The following is a 25575-nucleotide window of genomic DNA, read 5'->3' as shown; positions in this document are numbered from 1 at the left end:
CCGGCAGACTTCTTTTTATCCCGGGAATTGCCGCGGTAGAATGGAAGAGGGATCCAATTTTAACGGATTAGCAGGAATTATGACGGATTGCGTCGAATGAGAACGATAGATAAGTGCATAAACCTTGAGGGGGCGTATTGATGAAATATTCAATCCTGCAATCCGTGAAAATTGTGGACATGAACGATGAAATTATGTCGGAAGTTTTGTTCGAGCACGGCAGTCACGAGCTGCCTACACTGGCTGTCGGTTCTTCGGTTATTACCTATGAGCTGGGTCTGCAGCAGTTCGATGTCGTATATGACCGCCGGGAAGGCAAGCAGCAGCGAAGACGCATCGTCGATATCGAGACGGATTTAATGGTATCGCCGCCTGCCACCCGCGTATTTCTGGAGCCGGTTACTCTGATTATCGGACAGCATGATGTAGGTCAAATATTTTAATTGTTCGTTTCGTAACCGGCCGGCGTACTGAACGCCGAGCCGGTTTTTGACGTGCGGCGGGAAGCGTTGGTTTTCTGGACGCAAATCCATTATGATGGAGAAAATAGGTAGAGGATGGAGGAGAAGATATGAATTCGCGTTTTGTAGGAATAGGCGCCATCTGCGCGTTCCTGTCAGTTGCGCTTGGAGCCTTCGGCGCTCATCTGCTGAAGGGCAGACTTGCGGCAGACATGCTGGCCAATTATCAGACGGGCGTTCAATACCAGATGATGCACTCGCTCGGCCTGATTGCCATTGGGCTTGCGGCGGCTTATTTGCCAGGGAGCAAGCACCTTGTCAGAGCAGGCTGGTTCATGCTGATCGGCATCGTTTTGTTTTCCGGCAGCTTATATATCCTGAGCCTTTCGGGCATTAAAATGCTTGGAGCGATTACGCCGTTCGGCGGGATTGCTTTTTTATTCGGCTGGTATTCTCTCGCTGTCGCTGCTTTTGTAGTCAAAAAGTCCTAGAAATGAAAGTCCGGCTGCTTGAAAGCCGGGCTTTTTTTGTCAAAAATGAGAGATCTGTCGTTTTTTTTATACAATCAGGCAGGAAATTTGTGCCTTTGTGTAGAAAGGATAGTATATTTCTTTTTCGGATAATTCCGCAAAGAGGGAGGCCGTGATGAGAAAAAAGACCGATACCAAAGCCTTTATGGACAGCAAAGCTTGGACCCTCTGCCTAACAGGGTATTTGTTGATTTTTGTCGTCTTATGCTGGTGGCTTCATAATGGTTGGGTATGGGCGATTTTCTCGCTAACCGTCCTCTTTGCTGCGGTACTCGTATACGGCCGGGGCCGGGATAGAGGCAGCTTCAAAGCGAACGGACCGATCGGCGAGCAGGCGGCCGGAAGCTTCAAGGAAAATGAGCAAATGTTCGAATCGCTGTTCGAGCATAATCCCAATATGGTCTGTCTGCTGAATACGGCAGGGGACATCATGAAAGCGAACGGGATGACGGAACGGGTTCTTGGCTTTTCTAAGAGACAAATGGAGCAGTCCTCCTTTGCGTCGTTCATGCTGGGGGAAAGCTTGGGCAAAGTGGAGCAGTTGTTCGAGCAGCTTCGCACGGGGCTGCCTATTTCGTTGAAGCTTGGAGCGCAGCACAGGGAAGGCTACCGGGTGGACCTGGACGCGACGGCGGTGCCGATACGGGAAGACGGCGAGTTAACCGGGATCATTATGTTCGGGCAGGATATTACTGCAGCCAAACGGACGGAAGAGCAGATCCGCCATATGGCATTTTACGATGATATGACCGGCTTGCCGAACCGCAGGCTGTTCATGCTTCAGCTGGAAGAAGCGTTGGCGCTGGCCAAGAAGCATGAGCATTATGTCGCTGTATTTTACTTGGATGTCGACCGGTTTAAAGTGGTGAACGACTGCTTCGGCCATGATTATGGAGACATGCTGCTGCTGCAGATGGCGGAGCGGCTTACCCGGTGTGTATCCGAGAGCGATTTTGTGGCTCGCACCGAGGGCGATGAATTCGCAGTGCTGTTTAACGGCTTAACCCGCATCGAGCAGGTGCATGAGCTGGCAGGGGCGATATTTCATGTGCTTGAGGAGCCGTTCCTTCTTGAACAGTATCAGCTGCATGTGACGGCCAGCATCGGAGTGGCGCTGAATGTGGGCGAGGATGGGGAAGAAGATGCGGATGCGCTGACCAAAAGCGCGGATATCGCCCTGACGCGGGCTAAAGAAAAGGGGAAAAATAATTATCAAGTCTTTAATTCGGAGATGAAATCCGTTTCCATCCAAAAGCTGACTCTTGAGGGCGAGCTGAGGACGGCGATTCAGCAGAAGCAGCTTATGCTGCATTATCAGCCGCAAATGGACATTGAGTCGGGAGCGATCGTCGGGTTCGAAGCGCTGATCCGCTGGAAGCATCCGGTGCGGGGCATGATCTCGCCGCTGGAATTCATTCCGTTCTCGGAGGAAAGCGGATTGATCGTGCCTATCGGTGAATGGGTGCTGAAGGAAGCCTGCCGCCAAAACAAGCTGTGGCATGACCAGGGGCTCGTGTATGTACCGGTATCGGTAAACCTGTCCACCCGCCAGTTTTTGCAGCACAATTTGCGGGATATGGTGGAGGAGGTTCTTCGGGAAACAGGCTTGCATCCGTCGTACCTTGAGCTTGAAATTACGGAGAGCAGCACGATGGACGTGGAGCATGCGATTCTCCTGCTGCTGGAGCTGAAGTCGCTTGGCGTGAAGATCAGTATCGACGATTTCGGAACGGGCTACAGCTCCTTATCATATTTGAAAAAATTCCCGATCGACAAGCTCAAGATCGATCAGTCGTTTGTGCGTGACATTATGACCGATCCCAATGATGCGGCTATTGTGGCTTCCATCATTTCCATGACGCGGCATATGAATTTGAAGGTGATTGCCGAAGGGGTAGAGACCGCGGAACAGCTCGGTTTTCTGCACACGAATCACTGTAATGAAATTCAAGGCTATTGGTTCAGCCCGCCTTTATCGGCGCCGCAGGCCGAAGAGCTGCTTCTCAGGCAGCAGCAGGCGGCCGCTGCGGACGGGCGTTTCCCTTCATGACCAAAAAGAGATCCGGCGGGGAGCGTGCTCCCGAATCGGATCTCTTTTTGCAGCAGCTTGTGTGCCGGGGGCACGGGCTTTCCTTCTAGCTGATCGAGAAATCATCGATCTCATTAATATTGAACAAGTAGACCTGCTTCTCATCCACATGATAAACACTCACATTACCGTTCTCCGGATCGGTGTTCAGAATGCGGCAGGGAACGCTGAGCTTCACGCCCATTGCCTTCACGATGGTCAGCCGAACCAAAGTATTACTTTGCCTGAACTGTTGGAACTGGGTCCAGATTGCCCGGTGGTCATCCCCATTCGAGGAAGAAGGGGCCGGAGAAGAGGCCGCTGGAGCCGAAGGCTTGGCCGTTCTTTTTCCAGCAGGCAGATCCTGAAGCGGTGTGGAGTGTGAAGCCTCTTGTATAGCTTGTTGTAACTGTCCGCCTAATTCAATGCCGCTCTGAATCCGGTAATCGGTGATATCGTTATCATTTAACAGATGAAGCAGCTTTTCCAGAGCACGGCCATTGGTCTCATCCTCAATAAGAATGTCTAGGTTGAATATATAACTTCGTTTGCGGACCAGCTTGGGATCTGCAGCCATGGACGCTTCCTCCTTAAGGCTAAATCTACAGGTAACTATATCATTTTTTGATGCTTAAAAGTAGCCATAGGGTGCAAATATTGTAAAAATTGGCGCCGCATGCTTCCTGTCTTCCATGAAGTACCAGCTTTTCCCAAAATAAAGCCGGGGGGATGAAATATTCCCTTAAGAGGAACTTTTCAGGAAGGAACACGATCACATTTGTCGAATTATATTTGGACTGCATCTGTTTTGAAAGCCGTTTCAAAAAAAAGATATAGCCGGGGGCACCTATGATAGGTTATTTGAAGGATTTTATTTTGAATATTTTCATTTTGTTCTCCCCCCTCGTATTTTATCCTTATATTTACAGGACGAAAAGCAATCGTATCGTATACCGTTTGTTATTATATATTTTATTTTCCTTCGCACTCATCATGACTATGTCGGTCCCCGTTAATCTAAACGGGCTTATCTACGATTTCCGTTCCATCCCCATCACCATCGGGTCCCTTTACGGGGGCGCGTATGTTTCTATCGGCCTGTATATCACCCTGCTCTTATGGCGTTATGTCATGGGTAACCCCAATATGATGCTGTATGCCGTTTCGATTCTGCCCAGCCTGCTCGTGATGATCCTGGTGCTTAAGAAGTACGCTTCCTTTAAATGGGCTCACAAAATGCTGTTTTCCGTTCTGTTATGTACGCTCATCAAATTGGTTACATTTATGTCCTACCTGACGATGACCGGTCAAATTGAACTGCTATGGAGCAATCCGGTCACGACTATCGGCACCTACGTGCTGCAGGCGGTCATTGCCGCACTGTGCGTCGTGCTCATCGAATTCCTCATGCAATACTTCCGTATGCAGGAAGAGGTTATCCAAAGCGAGAAGATGAGGATTGTCAGCGAGATGGCCGCTTCGGTAGCCCATGAAATCCGCAATCCGCTTACGACGGTCAGAGGCTTCCTGCAATTAATCGGCGAGGCGAATATCCAGGAGGAGAAAAAATATTTTTATCAAAGGGTAAGCTTGGAGGAGCTGGACCGGGCACAGTCCATTATCAGCGATTATTTGTCGCTCGCGAAGCCGGACCCGGAAGTGATCGAGAATATCAATGTGAATGACGAAATAAGCTACTTGACGAATGTGCTGCTCACCTATGGGAATTACAATCATATTCATATTGCCGGCGTATCGGCGGAGCAGGCGCTATTCATTACCGGAGACCGGCAAAAATTCCGTCAAGCGGTAATCAATATCGGTAAAAATGCCATCGAAGCGATGCAGGACGGCGGACATTTGGAGATCAAGGCGGAGCGGGAGAAGAGAAGGGTGATCCTTCGGATCAAGGATACGGGCGTCGGCATGACGGAGGAACAGATTCAACGGCTCGGCACGCCTTATTATTCGACGAAGGAAAAAGGAACCGGACTCGGTACGATGGTATCGTTCGGCATCATCCGCAAAATGAACGGTAAAATTGATATCCACAGCGTTTTGGGAGAAGGAACGGAATATACGTTAAGCTTTCCGGAAGTAACTACCATGGATGAACATGGATGAACAGGCACCCTATCGGCAAACCTATCCTCTAGAACTTAAGGAGGGATACACTATGCCAAATGATGAGATAAAAGTTGAAACGGACGGGAACCCCGAGACGGTTTATGAAGATACGGCTCCCCATGAGCGGCTGGGCTTCCGGGAAGAGGTTACGGACCAAATCCGTTATGATGATTTGAACGATTTTGTCGATGGCATCGATGTCTAGACTGCCATTAATCATTACCCGACCGATATACGATTGAAGCAGGTGCTCCTTGCCGATATTGCGCAGGGGGCTTTTTCATTCTGTTATCAACATGAATTTACAATATTATGGTAAAATCACTTTAGATGGTTAAGCTTTGGCCTGAGTTTGATGATGAGGATAGAAAGGATGAAATAAACTATGGAACAGTGGGAATATAGAACCCTTAAGTTTTTCACAAAGGGCTTCTTTACTGGAGGAAAGCTGGATGTAGACGAATTCGATGCGGAACTTAACGCAATGGGTTCTGACGGATGGGAGCTGATTTCTTGTTTTGACACCAGCCAGCATCAAGGTTCATCCAAGGAAGTTATTTGTGTATTTAAAAGACGCAAATAAGGCATGGAGCCATTATAAATCAGACGAGATAATACAGTAAACTATGGCGGCCGCTCCGGCTTTTCCAAGGCAGAGCCTATCTTTCAACGTCTCAACTCACGCCTGGGGACACATGAACATATAGTGAACTATATGCCAATGACAAAAGGAGATGCAGGCGATGATGCGCATGGAGCCCGTTTCCCTCGACGGCTATACGGCCTTGGCCATTGAGGTGAAGCTTCCCAAAACTACCCTGCTGGTCGTTACGACCGACATAGGGTATATCATGTGCGGGGCTTTGGATGTGGGTTTGTTGAATGAAAAGCTCAAGGACCGGCACATTATTGCCGCACGGGCTACGGGGGTAAGAACGATCGAGGAGCTGCTGGAAGCGCCGCTGGAGTCCGTCACATTCGAGGCGGAAGCCAGGGGAATCGTGCCCGGAATGAAGGGCAAGGACGCCGTTCTGCTGATGAGATAAATACGAACCCGGCTTGGCCGGAGCCAGATATGACAAGAGGCAGCTCGGTTCGAATCGACCGAAGCTGCTGTTTTTGGTTGCAGCTTTACTTGCCCTGTCATTTCGGTTACCATCACCCTAGAGCTTAGGGTGGATGAACAAGAAAGAACGGGGGATAAGGATGCTTCCTCTTATGGTGGACATGCTCGAAAGGGTAGGTTTTCTTATAGCGACCGCCTTCGTGTTTTCCCGCAGCAAATGGATGCGCAGCTACATGAGCTACCAGGGGGATCAGACGAACCATTGGCGGTTTCTTTTGTTTTTCAGCTTTTATTCGATCCTCGGAACGTATTCGGGCGTGGCGGTATCGAATTTTGATTATAAGCCTGCGCCGTGGATCGGCGAAGTATCGCCGACCGCAGCGATAGCCAACTCCAGAACGGTCGGCGTCGTCATAGCCGGGCTGCTCGGAGGGGCAAAAAGCGGACTGATCGTCGGGCTCGCGGCGGGAATTCACCGCTATACGCTAGGCGGCTTCGTCGCTGTCGCCTGCATGGTGGCCCCAATCCTCCAAGGCTTGCTGGCAGGCTTGTGCCGCAATGCGTTGAAGAAACGGTTCCGCAACATGTCTTCGGTCAAGCTCGCCTTTCTCGTCGGGTTTGCGGCTGAAGCCCTGCAGATGGTGCTGATTCTGTCCTTGGCCCGGCCATGGGAGGAGGCGGTTTCTCTTGTCGCCTTGATCAGCGGGCCGCAGGTGCTGTCCAACAGCATTGGGGTCGCGTTGTTTTTCGTGCTGTACAACACGATTGAAACGGAGGAGGACCGGATCGGCAACGAGCATGCGAATCGGGCGCTCCATATCGTCGATCTGACGCTGCCGCTATGGAAGCTGGAGTTTGATCGGGCGGTACAAGCCATCGCCGAAACGCTGCTTGCCGAAACGAAGGCGGTCGGCGCCTTTTTCTACCGCAACGGCACAGAGGAAGTGATGGAGGGGCGGAAGACCAGGTATGCGTTCGATCTTCCGATCGAGACGCAGAACAAGAAGCAGATCGGGCAGTTTCGGCTGTTTTACGAGCGGGAGCAGGACGATATTCCATCTCGCCGGAGAATGCTGAAGTCGCTGGCTCAGCTGCTATCCCAGCAGTACGCTTTCGTCGAGGCGGAGAAGTAGGCCCAGCTGCTGGCGGATGCCGAAATCCGGTCGCTGCAAGCGCAGATGAGTCCCCATTTCTTATTCAATGTATTAAACACGGTCAAATCGTTTATCCGTACGAAGCCGGAGGATGCCAGGCAGCTGGTAACGCATTTATCCAAATGGATGCGCAATAATATGAATCACAGCAGCAGAACGCTGATCCCCATCCGGGACGAGCTGGAGATGGTGACCGCTTATTTGAGCTTGTCCCAAGCGAGGCTCGGGGAACGGCTTCAAGTCGTTACCGAAATCGATGAGCGCGCGCTCGACCGGATGATCCCGCCGTTTACGATTCAGCCGCTGGTCGAAAACGCGCTTGTCCATGGACTGAAGTCCATTGGAGCCGACCGCACGGGGAGGATACGGGTAGAGGTGCGAAGGGAAATGGAAGACAGCGGCGGGAACGGCGGCCGGGTCAAGGTTACGGTAGAAGACAACGGAGTAGGCATGCAGCACGCCGCGGCTGCCGTCCGGGAGCAGGATGAGCATGCAGGCTTAGCGCTCAGCAATATTGAACAACGGCTCCGCTATCATTATGGGGGAGATAAAGCGCTGCAGGTGGAGAGCCGTCCGAATGAAGGAACGAAAATCAGTTTTTGGGTGAGGTGAAACGAGCGATGGAATGGACGGTTGTTATCGCGGATGACGAGGCTCCTGCAAGAGAGGAGCTGGCTTATTTAATAGAACAGATTCCTGAGGTCACGCAGGTGATCCAGGCGACCGGCGGCATGGACGCAATCAAAAAAGTAAAGGAGCACGATCCCGACCTCCTTTTTCTGGATATGGAAATGCCGGACCTGAACGGACTTCAGGTAGCGGAAATTATTCATGAGCTGAGTCCGCAGGTGAAGGTCGTGTTCTCGACCGCCTACGATCAGTATGCAGTGGATGCCTTCAAGCTGCGGGCGTTTCATTATATTTTGAAGCCGTATGACGATAACGATGTGCTCGGCGTTTTCCGCGAGCTGCGCCGGGCAGGCACGGAGCCGGCTCGGCCGGCCGGAAGCGCGGACAACGAAACCGCGAAGTCCCAGCAGAATCCCTGCGTCAAGCTCGCTTTGGAAATCGAGGGCGGCATCAAGTATATTTCCCCGAAGGATATTATATACATCAGTAAAGAAGGCAAGCATGTCCTGGTTCATACCCGGGAGCAAGCCTACGAGGTCGCTTACACGCTGCAGGACCTGGAGCAGAGGCTGGAGCCGTACGGGCTGTTCCGCTGCCATAAAAGCTACTTGATTCAGATGGAGGCCATTATCGAGCTGAAGTCTTGGGTGAACGGAGCTTATAATGTGAAAATGAGCGATGCGCAGCAGAGCATGATCCCGGTCAGCCGAAATTATGTCAAAGAGCTGCGTTTGAGGCTTGAGATTTAACATCTTGCCCTGCCTTTTCAACATGATGAGTTAAAGCGATTTCAATTCCACGGATATACCCTTATACTGTGTTTGTAAACGCTAACAATAACGATTTTGCTGAATGGTGGGGGAAAAGCGATGATTAAATCTATCAAATCGATTATATTGTGGGGAATCATTTCCTTGCTCGGGGCGTTCGCTTTCGCGACGATAGCTTTGAACCGCGGGGAAACGATCAATGCCATCTGGCTGGTGGTAGCCGCTGTCGCTTTCTACGCAGTGGCGTACCGCTTCTACAGCAAGTTTCTGGCGAACAAGGTGTTCGGCCTCGACGATAACCGGCAGACGCCGGCGGAGCTGAAGAATGACGGCAAAGACTACGTGCCGACCAACAAATGGGTGCTGTTCGGCCACCATTTTGCGGCGATCGCAGGAGCCGGGCAGCTTTGGTCGGGCCGGTGCTGGCGGCACAGATGGGGTATTTGCCGGGCACGCTGTGGATCGTGATCGGCGTCATTCTCGGCGGGGCCGTACAGGATTTCGTCATCCTGTTCGCATCGACAAGACGCAACGGCAAATCGCTTGGCGAGATGATCAAGGATGAGCTGGGCCGGTAACCGGCGCAGTAGCTATGGTCGGCATCCTGGGGATTATGGTTATCCTGCTTGCGGTCCTGGCGCTTGTTGTTGTGAAGGCTCTGATCGGCAGCCCATGGGGCATGTTTACGATTGCCGCGACGATTCCGATTGCGATCCTGATGGGCTTTTACATGCGGTACCTGCGTCCGGGCCGTGTCGGCGAAGCGTCGGTCATCGGCATTATTTTGCTAATGGCTTCTCTGGCTGCAGGCAAGTATGTTGCTGAAAGTCCGGCTTTATCCGGCTTATTCACCTTCAGCGGCGAAACAATTGCGTTAATGATGATTGCTTACGGCTTTATTGCTTCCGCCCTGCCGGTATGGCTGCTGCTGGCGCCGCGCGACTATCTCAGCACCTTCCTGAAGCTCGGCACGATTATCGGTTTAGCTTTAGGCATCCTTGTTGTTATGCCGGATCTGGCAATGCCTGCTACAACGAAATTTCTCGACGGCACCGGTCCTGTGTTTGCGGGCAACCTGTTCCCGTTCTTGTTCATTACAATTGCCTGCGGTGCGGTATCCGGCTTCCATGCGCTTGTCTCCTCCGGCACCACACCCAAAATGCTGGAGCGTGAATCTCACGCCCGTCCGATCGGCTACGGCGCTATGCTGATGGAATCGTTCGTAGCGATTATGGCGCTGATCGCAGCATGCGTTATTACGCCAGGCACATACTTTGCCATTAACAGCCCTGCGGCGGCTATCGGCACCGATGCGGCGAGCGCAGCGGCGGCAATCACTTCCTGGGGCTTCACCATTACACCGAACGATTTGACGGCAATGGCCAAGGACGTAGGGGAAACGACGATTTTGTCCCGTACGGGCGGCGCGCCGACCTTCGCGATCGGTATGGCCCATATTTTATCGAATGTGATCGGCGGCAAAGCGTTAATGTCTTTCTGGTATCATTTTGCAATTTTGTTTGAAGCCTTGTTTATTCTGACGACGATCGATGCGGGAACCCGTGTCGGACGGTTTATGATTCAGGAAATTCTGGGCTCGGTGATCAAGCCGCTCGGAAACACGGAGTCGACCATCGGGAACGTGATAGCAACGGCGCTCTGTGTGGCAGGCTGGGGTTACTTCTTGTATCAAGGCGTCATCGATCCGTTGGGCGGCATTAACTCCCTCTGGGCCTTGTTCGGTATCGCGAACCAAATGCTTGCAGGCATGGCGCTGCTGCTCGGTTCCACGATCCTGCTGAAGATGGGCAAGAAGGCGTATGCCTGGGTCACTCTGCTCCCAACGGCGTGGCTGTTGATTGTAACGATGACCGCAGGCTGGCAGAAGCTGTTCCATCCGCTTGCCAAAATCGGCTTCCTGACGCATGCCGCACAATTCAAAGAGGCGATGAACAGCGGCAAGCTGATCGCTCCCGCCAAAAATGCGGCGCAGATGCAGCAAATTATTACAAGCGATTATATCGATGCGGCTTTGTGCGCACTGTTCATGATTATAGTTATTGCGATCCTCATATCATCGGTTCGCGTATGGTTCAATGTATTGAGCAACAAGCCCACCAAGCTGGTCGAATCCCCTTACATTCCTCGGAACGGAGGAGACGGCAGGGAGGTGCCGAAATATGTTTGATGCCGTACGCGAGGTGATCAAATACCGGAACCAGTTTCTTGATCTGCTGGTCGGCGTGCCGAACTATGAAAGGTATGTCGAGCACATGCGGGAGCATCATCCGGACGAGCCGATTCAATCGAGAGATCAATTTTTCCGCGAAGCGCAGGATGCCAGATATAATGCAAAGGGCGGTAAAGTATCCCGCTGCTGCTAGGCTCTAATGCCTTAATGGGAAAAGCGGTCCCAAAAGAAAGGGGTACCGCCGTTGAAGCCGGTCACCCAATGATGTGGAGGACGTCTCCAAAACCGCGAATTAAGCGGGGGTGGAGGCGTTTTATTTTCGTGAATATTCAGTTCAATTCGGTTCTTGATGCTTTCGATTCGATTTCTTTTCTCTCGCTGCATCCGACGCTTAGGTTATAATAGACAAGAAAAGGAAGCGTACCATAACAAATCGATCTTTACTGGGAGGGGCAGTATGGAGCACAAGCAAATCGTTTCGGAAAGCGGTAAGGCACTGCTGGAGAGGGTTAGGCGCATCTGTATGAAGCTGCCTGAGGTCGCTGAAAAGGTAGACGGCTTCGGACACTCATCGTTTCGGGTGAAGGACAAGCCTTTTACGATGCTCGGCGAGCATGACGCGGTCACTTCGTTATCCATTAAGGCTTCGCTGGAAACACAAGATATTTTGCTGCAGCAGGACCGCTATGTAAGAACCCCGTATATCGGTCAGCATGGATGGGTGTCTCTGCGCTCAACCGACGATGTGGACTGGAAGGAAGTCGAAGAGCTGCTGGTTGAGGGCTACTGTCTTGCAGCCCCGAAGCGTCTCGTTAAACAGCTGATGGAGACGGCGACTTAGGTCGGGATCCCGGGATGCCGTGCTTTTGCACGAAACCAAAAAAGCCTGAAGCCCAGGCTTTCAGGCAGTCGAGAAACCCGCCTTTAAGTGAAAAAGGAGCACAGACGCAGGTGGGGTATCCAAGCTTACGAAGCCCGTTTTTCTACGAAAAACGCTTAGTTTACGTCCGCCTTTGAAATCCGTGAAAATACCTTTAAATTTAATCCAATTCACGGGTTTCAACAGCGGCTGGAGGAGGATACCCCACCGGAGTATCACACAAGTTCAGGGTTTCTCGACAAGCTCAAAGCCTGAAGCCCAGGCTTTTTTGTTATTTCAATAAGTATTGGCACCTGCAATGGAGCTGAATTGAATCGGTCTCAAACCAGCAGCAGCAGCTTTGTTGTTAAGGCCAAGGCCATGAAGACGAACCTGGCCGGCAGGCGGATCGGTATTCGGCATTACACGACGATAGCGACCATCTGGTGGCATTCCAGCTTCGGCACCGTATAACGGATGCCTCCCGCAATCTCCTCGAATGGCAGCTCGGTCATTTGCGGCGCAAGATACACCCGTTTGACCGGCTGGGCAAGCTTCAGCGTAACGCCGATATCGTAAAGAGGAAGCAGGTCCTCGATTACTTCCACGCCGCTGCCGCGTTTGACCGGCGTCGCATACAGCAGATGGTTGACGTACCGCCGCTCTCCCGGCTGCTCCATCAGCGTGACTATGCCTTGCGCCGGCAAGGTCGTGCTCAGCGTTCGGTTCCGGAAGCAGACGGTTCAGCGCGTAAAGCACGCATTCCTTTAGGGCAAGGCTGCCTTTGACCGCGTAATCCTCGAATACGTTCCAGGCAAAATAAATGCCGTTCGGGCTTTCCACCATGCCGGGGCCGTTATCCTGCAGCGCGCTCGGCGTATGCTGATGCGAGCAGAAGGTGAAGACGTCGCGGTTAAAATACGGATGCTCGCGGTGTCCGAGCGCCGTTCCCGAAGCGCTCAAGCGAACCTGCTGGCCGTCGGAATAAAAGATGAAAGCCGCATGGGGCAGGGTGGCGAGTTCAAAATACGGCCGGAAATAATCCGGCTTATAAGGGGCGGCGCCTTCCCATACGGCGCCGAGATCCAGCGCAAAGCCATCCCCGGCCTCATTCAGGCCGGACAGGCCGGTGGCGAGCAGCTTGCCGCCCTGTGCCGTGTAAGCTTCCAGCTTGGCCTGCAGCTGCGGGTTTACCGTGATCTGGTCGGGCAGGATGACCACCTTGTAGCCGGACAGCTCGCTTTCGAGGTCGACGACATCGAACAAAATTTTGCCTTCGAGCAGCATGCGAGCCGCACCTGCGTCGGAGGTGCCGGTTCTGTCCGCGCGGTTTTCCTCCTTGCCGCTGGCGGCGGCTTCGACAGACAGCAGCGCGACATCGGCTACGCTTCGGGTATCCGCGCACCAGGCTTCCTTGTCCTCTACTTCACGATAGGCGGCTCCGATCAGCTCATACGTGGCGGGGTCGATCATCCCTTCGGGATGGAGCTGGTCCCCGATCGAGCAGCAGGCTCCGTTGGCGATGCTGAGCGCGGTTTCATAGCGCAGCGCATTCGGGTGCTTGTACCCGCCGAACTCCCCCCATGTCGTGTGGAATTTCCCCGTCATGCCGAGAAACGGCATCCCAAGTCCCTGGGCATAGCGCGCAGAGAGCGGGAAGTGGTCGTAGCCCCAGCCGCCGGTCGGAAGCGATTCAAGCTCCAGGTGGGAGTTCATTGCCGCCAAATCGCGGCGGCCCCGGCGGATATGTCCCCCGTTATGAAAGACCGGAAGACCGGGCTTGATCGCATCGATGGCTTCGCGAACCCTTTGAGCGTAACGCCGATAGGTCTGCTCTCCCAGCGCGATAACCGCATCTTTATCCCGCGGATCTTTGCCTTCGGCCCGCAGAGCGGCGACGCAGTTATGGCAGTAGCATTGGCGTACGCCGACAATGTCGAGAAAAATACCGTCTGCGTCATAGTTCCGTACCACCTCTTCAACCTGCCGGATCAGGATGTCCAAATAAGGGGAATTCAAACAAAACTGATGATAGCCCGGCTTCATAAAACCGTCCACCCAGTTGGTATTGTCGTTGATATCGCGGATCAGCCATTCGGGATGGCGGCGCGTCAGCTTTTCATCAAGCCCTGCGGAAATATAGACCGGCGTTTTGACGCCGATCTCATGAGCGGCTTCGATCATAGCGCCGAGCAAATCGAATTCCAGCCCGGGGTGCGTTTCGTTGGCTTCCGTCGGATGATAAGCCCATCCATGATGACATTTGGAGAAGATGGTGATGGAGTCGACATGCCCCCTGGTGAGCATGGCTTGGAACTGCTCCTTCGAGAATTGTTTTCCGATGTTCGGAATCGCTTCCGAGGTGTGGAAATCTAAATGGACTTGGCGAAAACGCATGCGGACGGCACGCTCCTTTATTGGAAATTGAAATTAAAACCGGAATAAGCACGGATCAGCCGAGAAGGATATTAAAGCGGTTACATACTTAACTATAAGAGCTTTGGCTTTGCCGGAATAGGGAGAAGTACGACCTTTGATAGCACATTTCAGACCAAATGGGTTTGTGTTTTGGGTGTAATTTGACTACACTTGAGCTGTGGAGTCAGGCTATGCAGTCAAAGCTATGCAGTCAAAGCTATGCAGTCAAAGCTATGCAGTCAAAGCTATGCAGTCAAAGCTATGGAATTGAAGCTTTGCGATCAAAGCTGTACTGGCAGCGCTTGCGCAAACCGGCTTGGTACTCCGCGGATCGGAGACAAGGCCCAAGCTCAAGCTCGAATTAGCCGAGGCCGGGAGGAGAACCGATGGACGTCATTCAACTGACGATTCCCCCCTTGCCGCAGCTGCTCACCGTGGGCCATTCCGTATGGCGGCCGGGCATGCGGCATTTTGAACGCAATTTCGAGGTGTACGATTTAATCATGGTCCGCACCGGGACCTTATTCATGACGGAAGTGGACATTCCTTTTGAGGTGAAGGCAGGAGAGCTGCTGCTGCTGGAGCCGGGCCTTACGCACTGCGGCCATTCGGCCTGCGAAGAGCCGACGGAGATTTATTGGGTGCATTTCAAGCACCCGAAGCCTGCAGGCAAGCTCGCCCGCAAGCAGATTCCATGCGTTCACCCGCGTACGACAAGGGACGGATAACGATTTGAGCCCTGCGGAGCAAAGCTTGTTTCTGCCGAAGTACGGCAAGGCGGATCTGGCACCTCTGCTTCCGGTTCTTGCGGATATGCTCCGCCTGCGGGACAGCTTGACGCTGGAGCATGCGGTAGACCTGCAGGTGGCGCTGGGGCGGCTGCTTTCGCAGCTGCAGGCAGGCTTGCGCGCGGAAATTCATTCCTCGCGTCCTATGCGGTGTCCGAGCAGGTGAAGGCCTACGTGCAGGCCAGAGTCACCGAGCCGCTCCGGGCAGGACCGGATGGCGGAGGAGCTTCACTTCGATATCGATTATGCGGCCCGCTGCCTGCGCAAGCATACCGGTATGAGTCCGCTTCAGTACCATCATGCGCTGCGGATGGAGGAAGCGAAGCGGCTGCTGACGCACAGCGGGCTGCCCGTTCAGGAAGTGGCCGCGCAGGTCGGCTTCGGGGATTATAACTATTTCATCCGCCTGTTTCGCAAAACCGTTGGTGTGACGCCGGGCGTATTCCGGCAATCCGCGCAGAGGTATATCTAGATGGAGGCTGCATACGGTGCCGGCACATCTCCGTTTAACAAAGCGCGGGTTCCGGAGCTTATAGTTGGATTCTTTTGGAAGCGGGGCTATAATAGGAATACATCATCAAGGGGGCAGGCGGTATGGAAATTCAAAAAGTATCTTCGCGTAAAATTTATGAGGTTATCGCCGATCAAATAAAGGAACAGATTGTGAGCGGCGCTTTAAGCCCCGGCCATAAGCTGCCATCCACGAAGGAGCTTTCCGAGAAATTCCAGGTGGGGCGCTCTACGGTCCGGGAAGCGCTCAGCGCCTTGAAGGCTATGGGACTCGTGGAGATTCATCAAGGTGAGGGAAGCTATGTCCGGAGCATCGAGTCCGAGGATGTCGATCTTCCCGCTTTCGAATCGCTCCTGATGAGCCGCGAGACGGTTATCGAGCTGATCGAAGCGCGCAAAGCGCTTGAAATCTCCAATGCCGCTCTGGCGGCGGAAAAGCGTACGGACGAGGATTTGACCCGGTTTGAAGAGATTATTCGCAACATGGAACATTTCCTGGGCAATGAGGAAGAGGGGGAGCGGTCCGACGTTCTGTTTCATCTCACGCTGGCCCAAGCGACGCATAATTCGATTATGGCGCGGATGATCGATTCCATCTCCACTCAAATGCAGACGGCGATCCGCGAAACGCGGAGAATTCAGATGTATTCGAGCGAAACCGTCTCGAAGCAGCTATGGGTGGAGCATAAAGCGATTTATGAAGCCATTCGCGACCGGGATCCGGCTGCCGCTCAGGAAGCGATGCGCCGGCATTTGTTTCATGTTGAGCAGGTGCTGTTGAAATATTTGAAGAAGTAACTCGGTTTGCCGAACAGAACAGAACAGAGATCTCCAGCTTTGCCGCGCCGCTGCGGTCAGCCGGAGATCTTTTTTTTCTGTGGGAAACAGAGACATTGATTGACCGAACAAGTCCGCCGAGCGGATATGCCGGTTTTTTTTCTTAAAAATATTTAATAATTAACAGAATATTTACAAAACTCAAATAATATATTAAAATTGAAATAACAACGCACTAACCTAGCCTCACTTTTCAAAATCGTTTACAAGTTTCGGTCCAGGGTTTGAAGGTGCGCTCGTGTTCTGATCCGTCAGATGCTGGAAGCGTTCCTAACCAAACTGAACCCCCTGAGACTGAAAGTCCTATACATGATTTGAAAGGAAAGGGGATAGACCCATGAAGTAGGTTAGCGATGCATGCTCAATGAAAGCATGGACTGCTGGGCATGCGGGAACTCAACAGAATTCAAAGCGCGAAGTGAAGTCAGTCCAGCGTATTAACCAGTCAAGCAATAAGATTAGGCATGTTGTCAATCTGCTGTGCGTATTGGGTATATGAATGGAGTACATTGAAGGCAAGTGAAGAATACTTACGAAACTTGAGATCCCTGCATGGTTATGAAACCGGCAGGGATCTTTTCATGTATAGGCGGCAGTGTGCGGAGAAAGAGGCATACGCAGAAAAAATACTTCCCAAAATCCAACTTATCTGATAACCTGATAACTATATGATACTTATATGCTTAAGGAAGAGGGAATCCAAATGCGTGTCTCGTTATTTATTACCTGTTTGGCTGACCAGCTCTACCCGGAGGTCGGAGAAAGCGTTGCCAGACTGCTGCACCGTTACGGCTGCGAGGTTGATTTTCCGGAACTGCAAACGTGCTGCGGACAGCCTGCCTTTAACAGCGGATACCAGGATGAAACCAGAGAGGTAGCCCGCGTCATGATCCGCGCGTTCGAGAACAGCGATTATGTCGTATCACCATCAGGGTCCTGTACAGGGATGGTTCACCACTATTATCCTCAGCTTTTTGCCGATGAGCCGGAATGGAAGCGCAAGGCGGAGGAGCTCGTCGAGAAAACGTATGAATTCTCCCAATTTCTCGTCAACGTGCTGGGGATGAAGGATTTGGGTGCCGAATATAACCTGAAAGCAACTTACCATCCTTCCTGCCATGCGACAAGACTGCTGGGTGTGAAGGAAGAGCCGGGACAGCTGCTGTCCAATGTGAAAGGGCTTGAACTGATCGATCTTCCGAAAAAAGAAGACTGCTGCGGCTTCGGCGGAACGTTCGCCGTGAAGATGGCCGACATGTCGGAGGCGATGGTCTGCGAAAAAGCGGGACATGTCTGCTCGACGGGAGCCGAGGTGCTGCTCGGAACGGATATGGGCTGCCTGATGAATATCGGGGGCCGTTTGAATAAAGACAACAAGCCGATTCGCGTCATGCATTTGGCGCAGCTGCTGGAGGAAGGAGTGAAGCGCAGTGAGTCTGGTCGATGAGAAGCAGTTGATAGGCACCGGGTTAAAGAAGCGTACCGAGGAAGCGCTGGCCGACGATTTTCTCCGCAAAGCGGTTGCGTTCACAACCGATAAGCTGAAGAGCGGCAAACGCGCGGCGACCGACGATTTCGGAAACTGGGAAGAATGGCGCGAACGCGGAAGTCAGATCCGCAAGCACGTTATCGATAACCTGGATTACTACCTGACGCAGTTTACGGACAATGTGGCGAAGGCGGGGGGCATGTTTATTTCTGCAAAACCGCCGATGAAGCGGTTCAGGTGTTCATGAAGCTGGCGGAGGAACGGAAGGCGAAGCTGGTTGCCAAAGGCAAGTCGATGGTGTCCGAGGAAATCCATTTGAACCATCACCTTGAGGAGCACGGCATTGAAGCTATTGAGACGGATTTGGGCGAATATATTTTGCAGCTGGCCAAAGAAACGCCGTCGCATTTGATTATTCCGGCTATCCATAAGAACAAACAGCAGATCGCAAATTTGTTCAATGAAGAATCCGGCCAGTCGTTCCCTCCGGAAACGAAAGTGCTTGCCCAGTATGCGAAGCAGAAGCTGCGCAATTACTTCCTGGAGGCCGATATCGGTTTGACCGGCTGTAATTTCGGCGTCGCCGAATCGGGGGCGATCACGCTCGTATCGAATGAAGGAAACGGCCGCATGGTCAGCACGATCCCGAAATCGCATGTCGTCATTATGGGGATGGAGCGGCTCGTGCCGACCTACGACGACCTGGAAGTCGTCTTGAACCTGCTGGCGCGCAGCGCTACGGGCCAGAAGCTGACGACGTATACGTCGATGATTACCGGACCGGCGCCGCGAGGGCGAGCTCGACGGACCAGGAGGAGCTTCACCTGATCGTCCTGGACAACGGACGCTCCGAGCAGCTCGGCGATCCGGTGTTCCAGGAGGTGCTGCACTGCATCCGCTGTGCAGCCTGTCTGAACGTATGCCCCGTGTACCGTCACGTGGGCGGCCACACGTACGGCAGCGTATACAGCGGCCCGATCGGGGCCGTGCTCACGCCGCTGCTGCAGCAGGACATGAAGGAAGCGGGCCAGCTGGCCTACGCGTCCAGCCTGTGCGGGGCATGCTATGAGGCATGCCCGGTCAAGATCCCGCTGCACGATATGCTCGTGCAGCTCCGCGCCCGCAAGGTCAAGATGGGCTTGACCCCGCTGGCCGAGCGGATCGCATTCAAATCGTTCCAGACGGCGTTCGGGAACGTAAAGCTGTACAAGATGGCGACGAAGTCCGCCTATTATTTGCAGAAGCCTTTTATCAGCAAAGGCTTCATCAAGAAAGGGCCGGGACCGATGTCCGGCTGGACGCAGTCGCGCTTCTTCCCGATGAAGCCGAAGCAGTCGTTCCGCGACCGCTGGGAGGCGCTGCAGCGGGAGCTGAAGCAGTCGCCTGCGGCGGCGAAAGCGCCGGCATCGGGCGTTACAACAGGCGGGGGTGAGAAGCATGAGCGCTAAGATGACAGCAGGACAAATTTACGGTCGCGAGGCGTTTATCGCGAATATTTCTTCCCGTCTCGGACGCAAGGGTCCGGGGGCTCAGGCGCCGGAGCACCCGTTCCGCGGCGCGCCGCAATTTTACAAGGACGTTCAGCGCTCGACCGAAGAGAAGATCGAGCTGTTCAGCGAGGTTTGGCAGGGCTTGACCGGGAAAGTGCTTGTCGTGGAGGAAGCCGAAGCGAAGGAAAAGATCGGCGCCTGGCTGCAAGAGGTAGCCAAGGAACTGAATGTAACCCAAGTTTCGCGCTGGGAGCATGAAGGATTGAAGGCGCTTGGCCTGGACGAAGCGCTGAACGAAGCGGGTATCGGCGTCGTGCCGTGGCTGCCGGTTGAGTCCGATACGCCTGCGGCGGAACCGGCCGCGGAAGGCTCCAACTGGGCGAAGCGCAGCGAGCTGCTGCGCCGCACAGAGCGCTGCCAGCTTGGCATCGTCTGGCCGGACTACGCGGTGGCCAACACGAGTACGCTCGTGCTGCAGTGCTCGCCGGAGCGCGGCCGTTCGGTCAGTCTCTTGACCGACATCCTGTTTGCGGTATTCCGCGCCGACCAGCTGGTGACGCGGATGGGCGAGGCGTTCGAACGCATCACGGCAGGCAAAGCCGACGCCACAGATTATGCTTCCTCGCTTAATCTGATTACCGGCCCGAGCCGCAGCGCGGATATCGAGAACGATTTGACCATCGGTATTCACGGACCCGGCAAAGTTTATGCCGTCATTATTAAGTAACTGACAAAACAATGGCCCTTTTTCTTCGGCTGCCGCAAGCAGCCGGAGGAAGAGGGTTTTTTTGACATGATGAAAGGATGGTTATGCCTTGCTGCGCTTTCCCGTCCGAAGGGCATGAACGCCCAGCAGAAGCAACGGAAACAGGACACTGAACGTAAAATCCGCAAAAGGCCAATATTCGTCCAATTGGATGTAGTAAGTGATGTTGGGGACGGTGAAGATGGAAAATACGAGCAGGATCATCGCCATCGGCAGTGCCAGCATTTTGTATTCCTGAAGCTTTAATAGATGCGACAATCCCAGCAGCAGAGCAAAGTAATTGAGCGTAACTTTGAAATAGGTCGTAATGATCCACATAATAGCCAGCGAGGCTTCGATCCGTTCTAGAAAGTGGCCGATGCTTATTTTTTGCGCCAGCAAGTACCCCGGGTACATCACGGATTTGGTCATATACATGCCCAGGACAAAAATGGACAGCGTAATGAATATGCTAACCGCAGTTCCGCCGAGCAGTGCTCCCCATAACAGACTGCTTCGAAAGCCGTTCTCTTGTTTGACGAAAGGCAGGATGGCCAGCAGCGAGCTGATCTCCAGATACGGATAGGCGGTAGCCGCAAGGCTTCCTTGCAGAACAGGCTTGAGCCCATGCTCGAATACCGGCTGCAGTTTCCGGGGATCGATCTGGGGCGCGATACATATGACCAGAATCAGAAACAAGATCCAGAACCACGGAAAAAAGATTTCTCCTGTCCGCGCAAGCGCCTCCAGACCCAGCCGCACGCCCATCACGATGATGCTGATATATAATATGTGAACCGCTTGAATCGGGGTGTTCCGCATAAAGTGGGTTACGGTGAAATCGCCGATTTCTCTGACCAGCACCGCCGCATTGAAGAAAAAATACATCAGGTACAGCAGGGTCAGACCCGTGCCGGCCGCTTTGCCCAGCAGACGGTCGGAATACTGGTACAGCGTTAATTTCGGATACTGATGATGGATCCAGGCGAGCAGATAGACGGCCGGCAAGCCTATCAGAAGGCCCAGAAGGCTCGAAATCCAGGCATCCTGCCTGGCGTAGACGGCCGTAATGGAAGGCAGGACGAGAAGCGAGTCGCCGATGGTCATGATAGTAACCAGGACGGCGAGCTGCCGGACCCCGATCGATTCTTTTACGAGCAACTTAAGCGCCTCCTAACGGGATAATTTCGGATGAGGGGTTCCGGCTTTTCGAGCGGCTTTTTTTCGCACGAAACCGGCAAGGCAGAGAAGCAGCGGCAGGGCGGCGCTGAAGGTGAAGTCAAAGAAAGGCCAATAGCTGCCGAGTACCTCATTGTAGTACGTGATATTGGGTGCGCTGGCTATAGAGAAGACCAGTATGATCATGCCCAGAGGCAGCGTTATCCGATCGTAACGGTTCAGACGCAGCACCTGCTGGAAGCCGAGGCACAAGGCGTGGAAGTTGACGCAGGTTTTAATAAAAATCGTAATGAACCACATAACGGCAAGCATGGCTTCCAGCCGGGTCAGGAAATGGGCCACATTAATTTTTTTGGCCAAAGAGTAGGTAGGATACATTTGAGCGCTTGTAATCGTATGGTTCAGTACGAGGATCGACAGGACAAGAAGAATATTGATAACGAAGCCGCCGATCAAGGCCCCCCATAAAATACTGCGCCCCGTTCCCTTGGTCCGCTTGACATAAGGAAGCAGCAGGAAAATTGAGCCGATTTCCAAATAGGGAAAGCTGGCCGAGGTGATGGCGCCTGCCATAACCGGCTTGATTCCTTTTTCCCAAACGGGCTGCACATTCTGCAGCTCGATCTGAGGAGAAATAAATACCGTCAAGATGAGGAACAGAAAGCCGAATGCAAAAAAGAGCAGCTCCGCCGTCCGCGTCAAGGTGTGCATTCCGAGCCGGGTCCCATAGATCACAATAGCAAGGTACATCAGAAGTATCGATTGAATGGGGGTTTCGGGAATGATCTGGGTTGTTAAAAAATCGCCGACTTCCCTTGCCAGAACGGCGGTCATTTGGAAAAAATAAAACATATAGAGGATAGAGATGCCCGTACCCAGCCATTTGCCGGCCAGCTGCGGAAGAAACCCGAATAAGGATTGATCCGGATAAAGCCGCGCCAAGGCATAGAAAACGAACAGGAGAGGAATCCCCGCCGCGGCTCCGAGCAGGCCGGAAATCCAGGCATCCTGACGGGCGATCTCCGCAGGAAAGGCAGGCAAAACGAGAATGGAGTCCCCGATGACGCAAAGAGCCGTAAGGACCGTCAGCTGTCTTAGACTAATAGGCTCCTGATTGATCATGAGTCTTCATTCACGCTCCTTGTCTTTAGGTGAGTAGTCCGAACACCAGACGGCTTACGGGCTTATACACGAAGATAATGAGATCCAGCGGATTGGGAATTGCCCAATGCAGTACGAACAGCGCGAGATTAAGCCCCACGCCGATGAGCAGCAGGAAAGAGAAGACCCACAGCTCCTTTCGCAGCCCCTGACTGCGTAAATACGGCACATCTATCGCAATGATGCCTGACGCGGCAATGAATATTCCGATAACGACCCACATTCCTTTATTTCTCCTTTATCTCCTCGATGAACGAGTTGCCGATCGTGCCGAGGCGCCTTATTTTGACATCGCTCTTCACTACAATCCGCATATTGGCGAAATGCTCGTCCCAGTTCTGCTTCAGCCGTTCCCATTCCTTCGGATTGGAACGGTGAATCACTTCACCGAATCCGAAAACATCGGCACGGTATTTTTGTTGAACAACCCGTATGCTGTTCTCCGCAAGTTCCTTGACCTGTTTCTCCGCAAGCTTTTCCAGGGCGGCAAGCTGCTGCGTATCGGTCAAGTCGATGTGACAGTGCACCTCGCCGATGTTATCTTCATTGCGGATGTAGACTTCGGCGACAGGATTGCCGTCAATCACCTGTCCTTTGACCTCGGTTTTGGAGCGAATGACCTCAATCGTCAATTTCCCGCCGTCCGGACAGGGGATGCTGCCTACGGAGTTCTCCACCTTATCCACGACATAATTGTATCCCTTGCTTTCGACCTCGTTAAACCAGCCGATCAGCTTGTCTTTTTTGAAAAGAGCAAGTCCGGAGTAATACAGCCGCGCCGACGGGTCCAGCGTCGTGACGTTTTCCTGGGCGGCCCCCGTTTCCTTGTTTCCGGTGACTTTGATTGAAGTCAGCACCGGCTCTTTGCCTTCACTGGTTAAATCCGTAATCAAATTGTCCAGCGTCGTGGTCGTGGCCGGAGCCCAAGCTTTTTGCGCCGTTTCAAGCGAGCTGTACATTTTCTCCGCAGGGACGTCCGCCAAGGGGGTCAGAACCTTCAATATATCCTGAGCCTCCGAGCCTTTGGAGACGACGATAAAAAAATCGGTGCGCAGCTCGTGATCTCTCGATATAAAGTCCAGCGCTTCGGCAATGCCGCTGCGGGACAGCGACTCGCCCAGCACGAAAATACGAAGGTGCGCATGGTACAGCTTCCTCGGACTTTCCTCGGTAATTTTTCGCAGCGCTTCAAATATACTGTTACCGACGGCTTGAAACACCGTGACCGTGGAGCGGGCGCTGCCTCCTTTTTTGGACGCCACTTCTCCGGGATCGACGATCTGGACGGATACGCGGTAGCCGTGCTCGGCTTTATCGATGCCCATCCCGACGGTGATGGCAAGCTCATTCATCTCTCTGCGGTTCCAGCACCCCGTTAGACTAAGGAGTAAGCCGGCCAGCATGAACATCCGTATCCATGAAGAAATCATTTCCGGGCACCTGCCTTGAGCAATCTGTGTGGGGATGGAGTTACTTCTTTTTTCTGCGCGTATCCTTGGTATAAGGAATTCCGTTATTCAGATGCGGCCGTGACAGAAGACCCCAGCGCGGGAAGCGGAAAATAGAGTCCTTCTGATCCGACCAGATGAACGGAGCGAAGGGGCTCATATAAGGGATGCCGAACGAACGCAGGCTGCACATATGCAGGATAAGCGCGATCATGCCTACCGTAATCCCGAACAAGCCGAACGAGGCGGCAAGCCCCATCAGGCCGAACCGCAGAATCCGGATGGAAATCGATAAGCTGAATGCCGGGACGATAAAGCTCGAGATGGCCGTGATGGCCACGACGATAACCATAGCCGCCGATACGATGCCCGCGTCTACGGCCGCCTGACCGATGACCAGCGTGCCGACGATGGATATTGCCTGTCCGACCGATTTCGGCATGCGGATGCCGGCTTCCCTCAAAATTTCAAACGCCACCTCCATCATCAGCGCTTCGATAAATGCGGGAAACGGGACCCTCCCGCTGCGCAGCGAGGCTGAGCAGCAGCTGTGTCGGCAGCATTTCCTGGTGGAAGGTCGTGATGGCGATGTAAAGCGACGGGCCGAGCAGTGCAATAAACAAGCCGAGCAGGCGGAGAATGCGCAGCAGGGTGCTGATGTCCGCTCGCTGGTAATAGTCCTCGGCCGATTGGTAAAAGTGAATGAACAAGCCCGGCACCATCAGCACGAACGGGGTTCCGTCAACCAAGATGGCGACGCGGCCTTCGAGCAGTCCGGCTGCAATCACGTCCGGGCGCTCGGAGTTATACACCGTAGGGAACGGGGTGAACGTTTTGTCCTCGATCATCTCTTCGATGTAGCTGCTTTCCAGAATGCCGTCGATGTCAATCCGGTCCAGCCGCTGGTTGACCTCTGCAATGACCTGAGCAGGCGCAATGTCTTTAATGTACATAACGGCTACTTCCGTCTTGGTCCGCCTGCCGATAATTTTGCTCTGCAGCCAAAGCTGCGGATCTTTAATCTTCCTGCGGATCAGCGCAGTATTGGTGCGCAGCGCTTCGGTGAAGCCTTCCTGCGGTCCCCGTATGACGGACTGCCCCGTCGGCTCGTTGACTCCCCGGTCCTTCCATTCGCGCATATCGATGGCGAAGCCCTGCGAATAGCCGTCAACGACGAGAATAACCTGCCCGGACAGAAGGGCCGTCAGCAGCGCTTCCATATCGCAGATATCCTCGATTTCGCCCACGGGGAGCACCCATTCTTTCAAATGGGGCATCAGCTGTTCAGGAGAAGAGATCAGCCGTTCCATGGCTTCCGTATGATCGTCGCCCATCAGGGAACCCATTACGAACAGCTGGACCGATTTCGTATCGGCCAAGCCGTCCGTAAACAACAGCCCCATCCGGAGCTGCCGGGTGCGGCCGACACGGATCTCTCTAATAATGATGTCGCTGCTTTCGCCCATCCGCGACTTTACTTGATCGAGAATATCATCAAGCTTGGGGCTGAGCGGTAGAGCGGCTTCGCCGGAAGATGGGGTCTGCTTTGAAGAGGGCTCTTTGGTTTGAAAAAAGCGCGGGCCTTTTCCGTACAGAAATTTGAACATCGCATATCACCCTCAAGAGATGGATAAAAATAGAGTTTCCAAACGAT

23 protein-coding genes and 4 pseudogenes are annotated in these 25575 nt (G+C 53.3%); 20 read left to right on the top strand and 7 right to left on the bottom strand.

Annotated features, from left to right (window positions below; all coding sequences use genetic code 11):
- The first annotated feature begins 140 nt into the window (after positions 1–140).
- The 3 genes from ACHHV8_RS25965 to ACHHV8_RS25955 all read left to right on the top strand — a co-directional run bounded on the left by ACHHV8_RS25965 (position 141) and on the right by ACHHV8_RS25955 (position 3041).
- On the top strand, positions 141–443 hold the full coding sequence (locus ACHHV8_RS25965) for a hypothetical protein (RefSeq protein ID WP_395162288.1): 303 nt from the start codon (positions 141–143) through the stop codon (positions 441–443).
- Positions 444–571: 128 nt separating this feature from the next.
- Positions 572–952 carry a DUF423 domain-containing protein gene (locus tag ACHHV8_RS25960; protein WP_395162287.1) on the top strand — a complete coding sequence of 127 codons (381 nt, stop codon included), beginning with the start codon at positions 572–574 and terminating at the stop codon, positions 950–952.
- A gap of 154 nt (positions 953–1106) precedes the next feature.
- Positions 1107–3041 (top strand): putative bifunctional diguanylate cyclase/phosphodiesterase, encoded by a 1935-nt coding sequence (locus ACHHV8_RS25955; protein ID WP_395162286.1) that lies wholly within the window; start codon positions 1107–1109, stop codon positions 3039–3041.
- An 85-nt stretch (positions 3042–3126) separates the two neighbouring features.
- On the opposite strand, the gene ACHHV8_RS25950 is transcribed toward ACHHV8_RS25955, so the two are convergent.
- Entirely contained in the window at positions 3127–3636 is a 510-nt protein-coding gene (locus ACHHV8_RS25950) for a hypothetical protein (protein WP_395162285.1), read from the bottom strand.
- 272 nt (positions 3637–3908) lie between these two features.
- On the opposite strand from ACHHV8_RS25950, the gene ACHHV8_RS25945 reads away from it, so the two are divergent.
- The 10 genes and pseudogenes from ACHHV8_RS25945 (at position 3909) to ACHHV8_RS25900 (ending at position 11838) form a co-directional block, all read left to right on the top strand.
- On the top strand, positions 3909–5183 hold the full coding sequence (locus ACHHV8_RS25945; protein ID WP_395162284.1) for an ATP-binding protein: 1275 nt from the start codon (positions 3909–3911) through the stop codon (positions 5181–5183).
- Positions 5184–5235: 52 nt separating this feature from the next.
- A complete protein-coding gene (locus ACHHV8_RS25940) occupies positions 5236–5391 on the top strand; it encodes a hypothetical protein (RefSeq protein WP_395162283.1) in 156 nt (51 codons plus the stop codon).
- A 180-nt stretch (positions 5392–5571) separates the two neighbouring features.
- On the top strand, positions 5572–5769 hold the full coding sequence (locus ACHHV8_RS25935; RefSeq protein ID WP_395162282.1) for a DUF4177 domain-containing protein: 198 nt from the start codon (positions 5572–5574) through the stop codon (positions 5767–5769).
- 160 nt (positions 5770–5929) lie between these two features.
- Positions 5930–6232 carry a YunC family protein gene (locus ACHHV8_RS25930; protein ID WP_395162281.1) on the top strand — a complete coding sequence of 101 codons (303 nt, stop codon included), beginning with the start codon at positions 5930–5932 and terminating at the stop codon, positions 6230–6232.
- A 172-nt stretch (positions 6233–6404) separates the two neighbouring features.
- Entirely contained in the window at positions 6405–7385 is a 981-nt protein-coding gene (locus ACHHV8_RS25925) for a LytS/YhcK type 5TM receptor domain-containing protein (RefSeq protein ID WP_395162280.1), read from the top strand.
- Between the two features lie 6 nt (positions 7386–7391).
- Positions 7392–8018 carry a sensor histidine kinase gene (locus ACHHV8_RS25920; RefSeq protein WP_395163629.1) on the top strand — a complete coding sequence of 209 codons (627 nt, stop codon included), beginning with the start codon at positions 7392–7394 and terminating at the stop codon, positions 8016–8018.
- A gap of 8 nt (positions 8019–8026) precedes the next feature.
- Complete coding sequence (locus ACHHV8_RS25915; RefSeq protein ID WP_395162279.1) at positions 8027–8785, top strand: LytR/AlgR family response regulator transcription factor; 759 nt, start codon at positions 8027–8029, stop codon at positions 8783–8785.
- Between the two features lie 123 nt (positions 8786–8908).
- Positions 8909–10994: pseudogene (locus tag ACHHV8_RS25910) on the top strand (carbon starvation CstA family protein).
- Positions 10987–11190, top strand: coding sequence for a YbdD/YjiX family protein (locus ACHHV8_RS25905; RefSeq protein WP_395162278.1), 204 nt, complete (start codon positions 10987–10989; stop codon positions 11188–11190). Before ACHHV8_RS25910 ends, ACHHV8_RS25905 begins: the two are co-directional and overlap by 8 nt.
- A gap of 264 nt (positions 11191–11454) precedes the next feature.
- Positions 11455–11838 (top strand): MmcQ/YjbR family DNA-binding protein, encoded by a 384-nt coding sequence (locus tag ACHHV8_RS25900; protein WP_395162277.1) that lies wholly within the window; start codon positions 11455–11457, stop codon positions 11836–11838.
- A 440-nt stretch (positions 11839–12278) separates the two neighbouring features.
- Here ACHHV8_RS25900 and ACHHV8_RS25895 read toward each other — a convergent pair.
- Positions 12279–14253: pseudogene (locus ACHHV8_RS25895) on the bottom strand (beta-galactosidase trimerization domain-containing protein).
- A 407-nt stretch (positions 14254–14660) separates the two neighbouring features.
- On the opposite strand from ACHHV8_RS25895, the gene ACHHV8_RS25890 reads away from it, so the two are divergent.
- The 7 genes and pseudogenes from ACHHV8_RS25890 to ACHHV8_RS25860 all read left to right on the top strand — a co-directional run bounded on the left by ACHHV8_RS25890 (position 14661) and on the right by ACHHV8_RS25860 (position 20115).
- Entirely contained in the window at positions 14661–15002 is a 342-nt protein-coding gene (locus tag ACHHV8_RS25890; protein ID WP_395162276.1) for an AraC family ligand binding domain-containing protein, read from the top strand.
- A 4-nt stretch (positions 15003–15006) separates the two neighbouring features.
- Entirely contained in the window at positions 15007–15228 is a 222-nt protein-coding gene (locus ACHHV8_RS25885; protein ID WP_395162275.1) for a hypothetical protein, read from the top strand.
- 48 nt (positions 15229–15276) lie between these two features.
- Positions 15277–15534: a helix-turn-helix transcriptional regulator gene (locus ACHHV8_RS25880; RefSeq protein ID WP_395162274.1), complete on the top strand. Its 258-nt coding sequence runs from the start codon at positions 15277–15279 to the stop codon at positions 15532–15534.
- A 122-nt stretch (positions 15535–15656) separates the two neighbouring features.
- The gene (locus tag ACHHV8_RS25875; RefSeq protein ID WP_395162273.1) at positions 15657–16370 is read left to right on the top strand and encodes a FadR/GntR family transcriptional regulator; all 714 of its coding nucleotides are present in this window, start codon (positions 15657–15659) and stop codon (positions 16368–16370) included.
- A 742-nt stretch (positions 16371–17112) separates the two neighbouring features.
- Positions 17113–17856, top strand: coding sequence for a (Fe-S)-binding protein (locus tag ACHHV8_RS25870; RefSeq protein WP_395162272.1), 744 nt, complete (start codon positions 17113–17115; stop codon positions 17854–17856).
- Positions 17840–19346, top strand: a pseudogene (locus ACHHV8_RS25865) (LutB/LldF family L-lactate oxidation iron-sulfur protein). The gene ACHHV8_RS25870 and the pseudogene ACHHV8_RS25865 overlap by 17 nt, the downstream one beginning before the upstream one ends.
- Positions 19336–20115 (top strand): LutC/YkgG family protein, encoded by a 780-nt coding sequence (locus ACHHV8_RS25860; RefSeq protein ID WP_395162271.1) that lies wholly within the window; start codon positions 19336–19338, stop codon positions 20113–20115. Before ACHHV8_RS25865 ends, ACHHV8_RS25860 begins: the two are co-directional and overlap by 11 nt.
- 81 nt (positions 20116–20196) lie before the next feature.
- Here the strand turns inward: ACHHV8_RS25860 and ACHHV8_RS25855 are convergent, their stop codons facing one another.
- The 5 genes and pseudogenes from ACHHV8_RS25855 to ACHHV8_RS25835 form a co-directional block, all read right to left on the bottom strand.
- Positions 20197–21294, bottom strand: coding sequence for a GerAB/ArcD/ProY family transporter (locus tag ACHHV8_RS25855; RefSeq protein ID WP_395162270.1), 1098 nt, complete (start codon positions 21292–21294; stop codon positions 20197–20199).
- A 12-nt stretch (positions 21295–21306) separates the two neighbouring features.
- Positions 21307–22434, bottom strand: coding sequence for a GerAB/ArcD/ProY family transporter (locus ACHHV8_RS25850; RefSeq protein ID WP_395162269.1), 1128 nt, complete (start codon positions 22432–22434; stop codon positions 21307–21309).
- 25 nt (positions 22435–22459) lie between these two features.
- A complete protein-coding gene (locus tag ACHHV8_RS25845; protein ID WP_395162268.1) occupies positions 22460–22696 on the bottom strand; it encodes a hypothetical protein in 237 nt (78 codons plus the stop codon).
- A 4-nt stretch (positions 22697–22700) separates the two neighbouring features.
- The gene (locus ACHHV8_RS25840) at positions 22701–23903 is read right to left on the bottom strand and encodes a Ger(x)C family spore germination protein (RefSeq protein ID WP_395162267.1); all 1203 of its coding nucleotides are present in this window, start codon (positions 23901–23903) and stop codon (positions 22701–22703) included.
- Positions 23904–23943: 40 nt separating this feature from the next.
- Positions 23944–25528, bottom strand: a pseudogene (locus ACHHV8_RS25835) (spore germination protein).
- Positions 25529–25575 lie beyond the last annotated feature (47 nt).

The sequence above is a fragment of the Paenibacillus sp. TAB_01 genome (assembly GCF_043945595.1).
Lineage (GTDB): Bacteria > Bacillota > Bacilli > Paenibacillales > NBRC-103111 > Paenibacillus_S.
Note: the sequence above shows the minus strand (reverse complement) of the source record. Positions and strands in the feature narration are given on the sequence as shown.

What these genes read in the sequence shown, in the direction of transcription:
- ACHHV8_RS25945 (WP_395162284.1), top strand. Translation starts at nt 3,909, where the DNA reads ATGATAGGTTATTTGAAGGATTTTATTTTGAATATTTTCATTTTGTTC.
- ACHHV8_RS25880 (WP_395162274.1), top strand. Translation starts at nt 15,277, where the DNA reads ATGGCGGAGGAGCTTCACTTCGATATCGATTATGCGGCCCGCTGCCTG.
- ACHHV8_RS25875 (WP_395162273.1), top strand. Translation starts at nt 15,657, where the DNA reads ATGGAAATTCAAAAAGTATCTTCGCGTAAAATTTATGAGGTTATCGCC.
- ACHHV8_RS25950 (WP_395162285.1), bottom strand. Translation starts at nt 3,636, where the DNA reads ATGGCTGCAGATCCCAAGCTGGTCCGCAAACGAAGTTATATATTCAAC.
- ACHHV8_RS25890 (WP_395162276.1), top strand. Translation starts at nt 14,661, where the DNA reads ATGGACGTCATTCAACTGACGATTCCCCCCTTGCCGCAGCTGCTCACC.
- ACHHV8_RS25955 (WP_395162286.1), top strand. Translation starts at nt 1,107, where the DNA reads ATGAGAAAAAAGACCGATACCAAAGCCTTTATGGACAGCAAAGCTTGG.
- ACHHV8_RS25935 (WP_395162282.1), top strand. Translation starts at nt 5,572, where the DNA reads ATGGAACAGTGGGAATATAGAACCCTTAAGTTTTTCACAAAGGGCTTC.
- ACHHV8_RS25905 (WP_395162278.1), top strand. Translation starts at nt 10,987, where the DNA reads ATGTTTGATGCCGTACGCGAGGTGATCAAATACCGGAACCAGTTTCTT.
- ACHHV8_RS25940 (WP_395162283.1), top strand. Translation starts at nt 5,236, where the DNA reads ATGCCAAATGATGAGATAAAAGTTGAAACGGACGGGAACCCCGAGACG.
- ACHHV8_RS25930 (WP_395162281.1), top strand. Translation starts at nt 5,930, where the DNA reads ATGATGCGCATGGAGCCCGTTTCCCTCGACGGCTATACGGCCTTGGCC.
- ACHHV8_RS25870 (WP_395162272.1), top strand. Translation starts at nt 17,113, where the DNA reads ATGCGTGTCTCGTTATTTATTACCTGTTTGGCTGACCAGCTCTACCCG.
- ACHHV8_RS25845 (WP_395162268.1), bottom strand. Translation starts at nt 22,696, where the DNA reads ATGTGGGTCGTTATCGGAATATTCATTGCCGCGTCAGGCATCATTGCG.
- ACHHV8_RS25925 (WP_395162280.1), top strand. Translation starts at nt 6,405, where the DNA reads ATGGTGGACATGCTCGAAAGGGTAGGTTTTCTTATAGCGACCGCCTTC.
- ACHHV8_RS25840 (WP_395162267.1), bottom strand. Translation starts at nt 23,903, where the DNA reads ATGATTTCTTCATGGATACGGATGTTCATGCTGGCCGGCTTACTCCTT.
- ACHHV8_RS25915 (WP_395162279.1), top strand. Translation starts at nt 8,027, where the DNA reads ATGGAATGGACGGTTGTTATCGCGGATGACGAGGCTCCTGCAAGAGAG.
- ACHHV8_RS25860 (WP_395162271.1), top strand. Translation starts at nt 19,336, where the DNA reads ATGAGCGCTAAGATGACAGCAGGACAAATTTACGGTCGCGAGGCGTTT.
- ACHHV8_RS25965 (WP_395162288.1), top strand. Translation starts at nt 141, where the DNA reads ATGAAATATTCAATCCTGCAATCCGTGAAAATTGTGGACATGAACGAT.
- ACHHV8_RS25960 (WP_395162287.1), top strand. Translation starts at nt 572, where the DNA reads ATGAATTCGCGTTTTGTAGGAATAGGCGCCATCTGCGCGTTCCTGTCA.
- ACHHV8_RS25900 (WP_395162277.1), top strand. Translation starts at nt 11,455, where the DNA reads ATGGAGCACAAGCAAATCGTTTCGGAAAGCGGTAAGGCACTGCTGGAG.
- ACHHV8_RS25850 (WP_395162269.1), bottom strand. Translation starts at nt 22,434, where the DNA reads ATGATCAATCAGGAGCCTATTAGTCTAAGACAGCTGACGGTCCTTACG.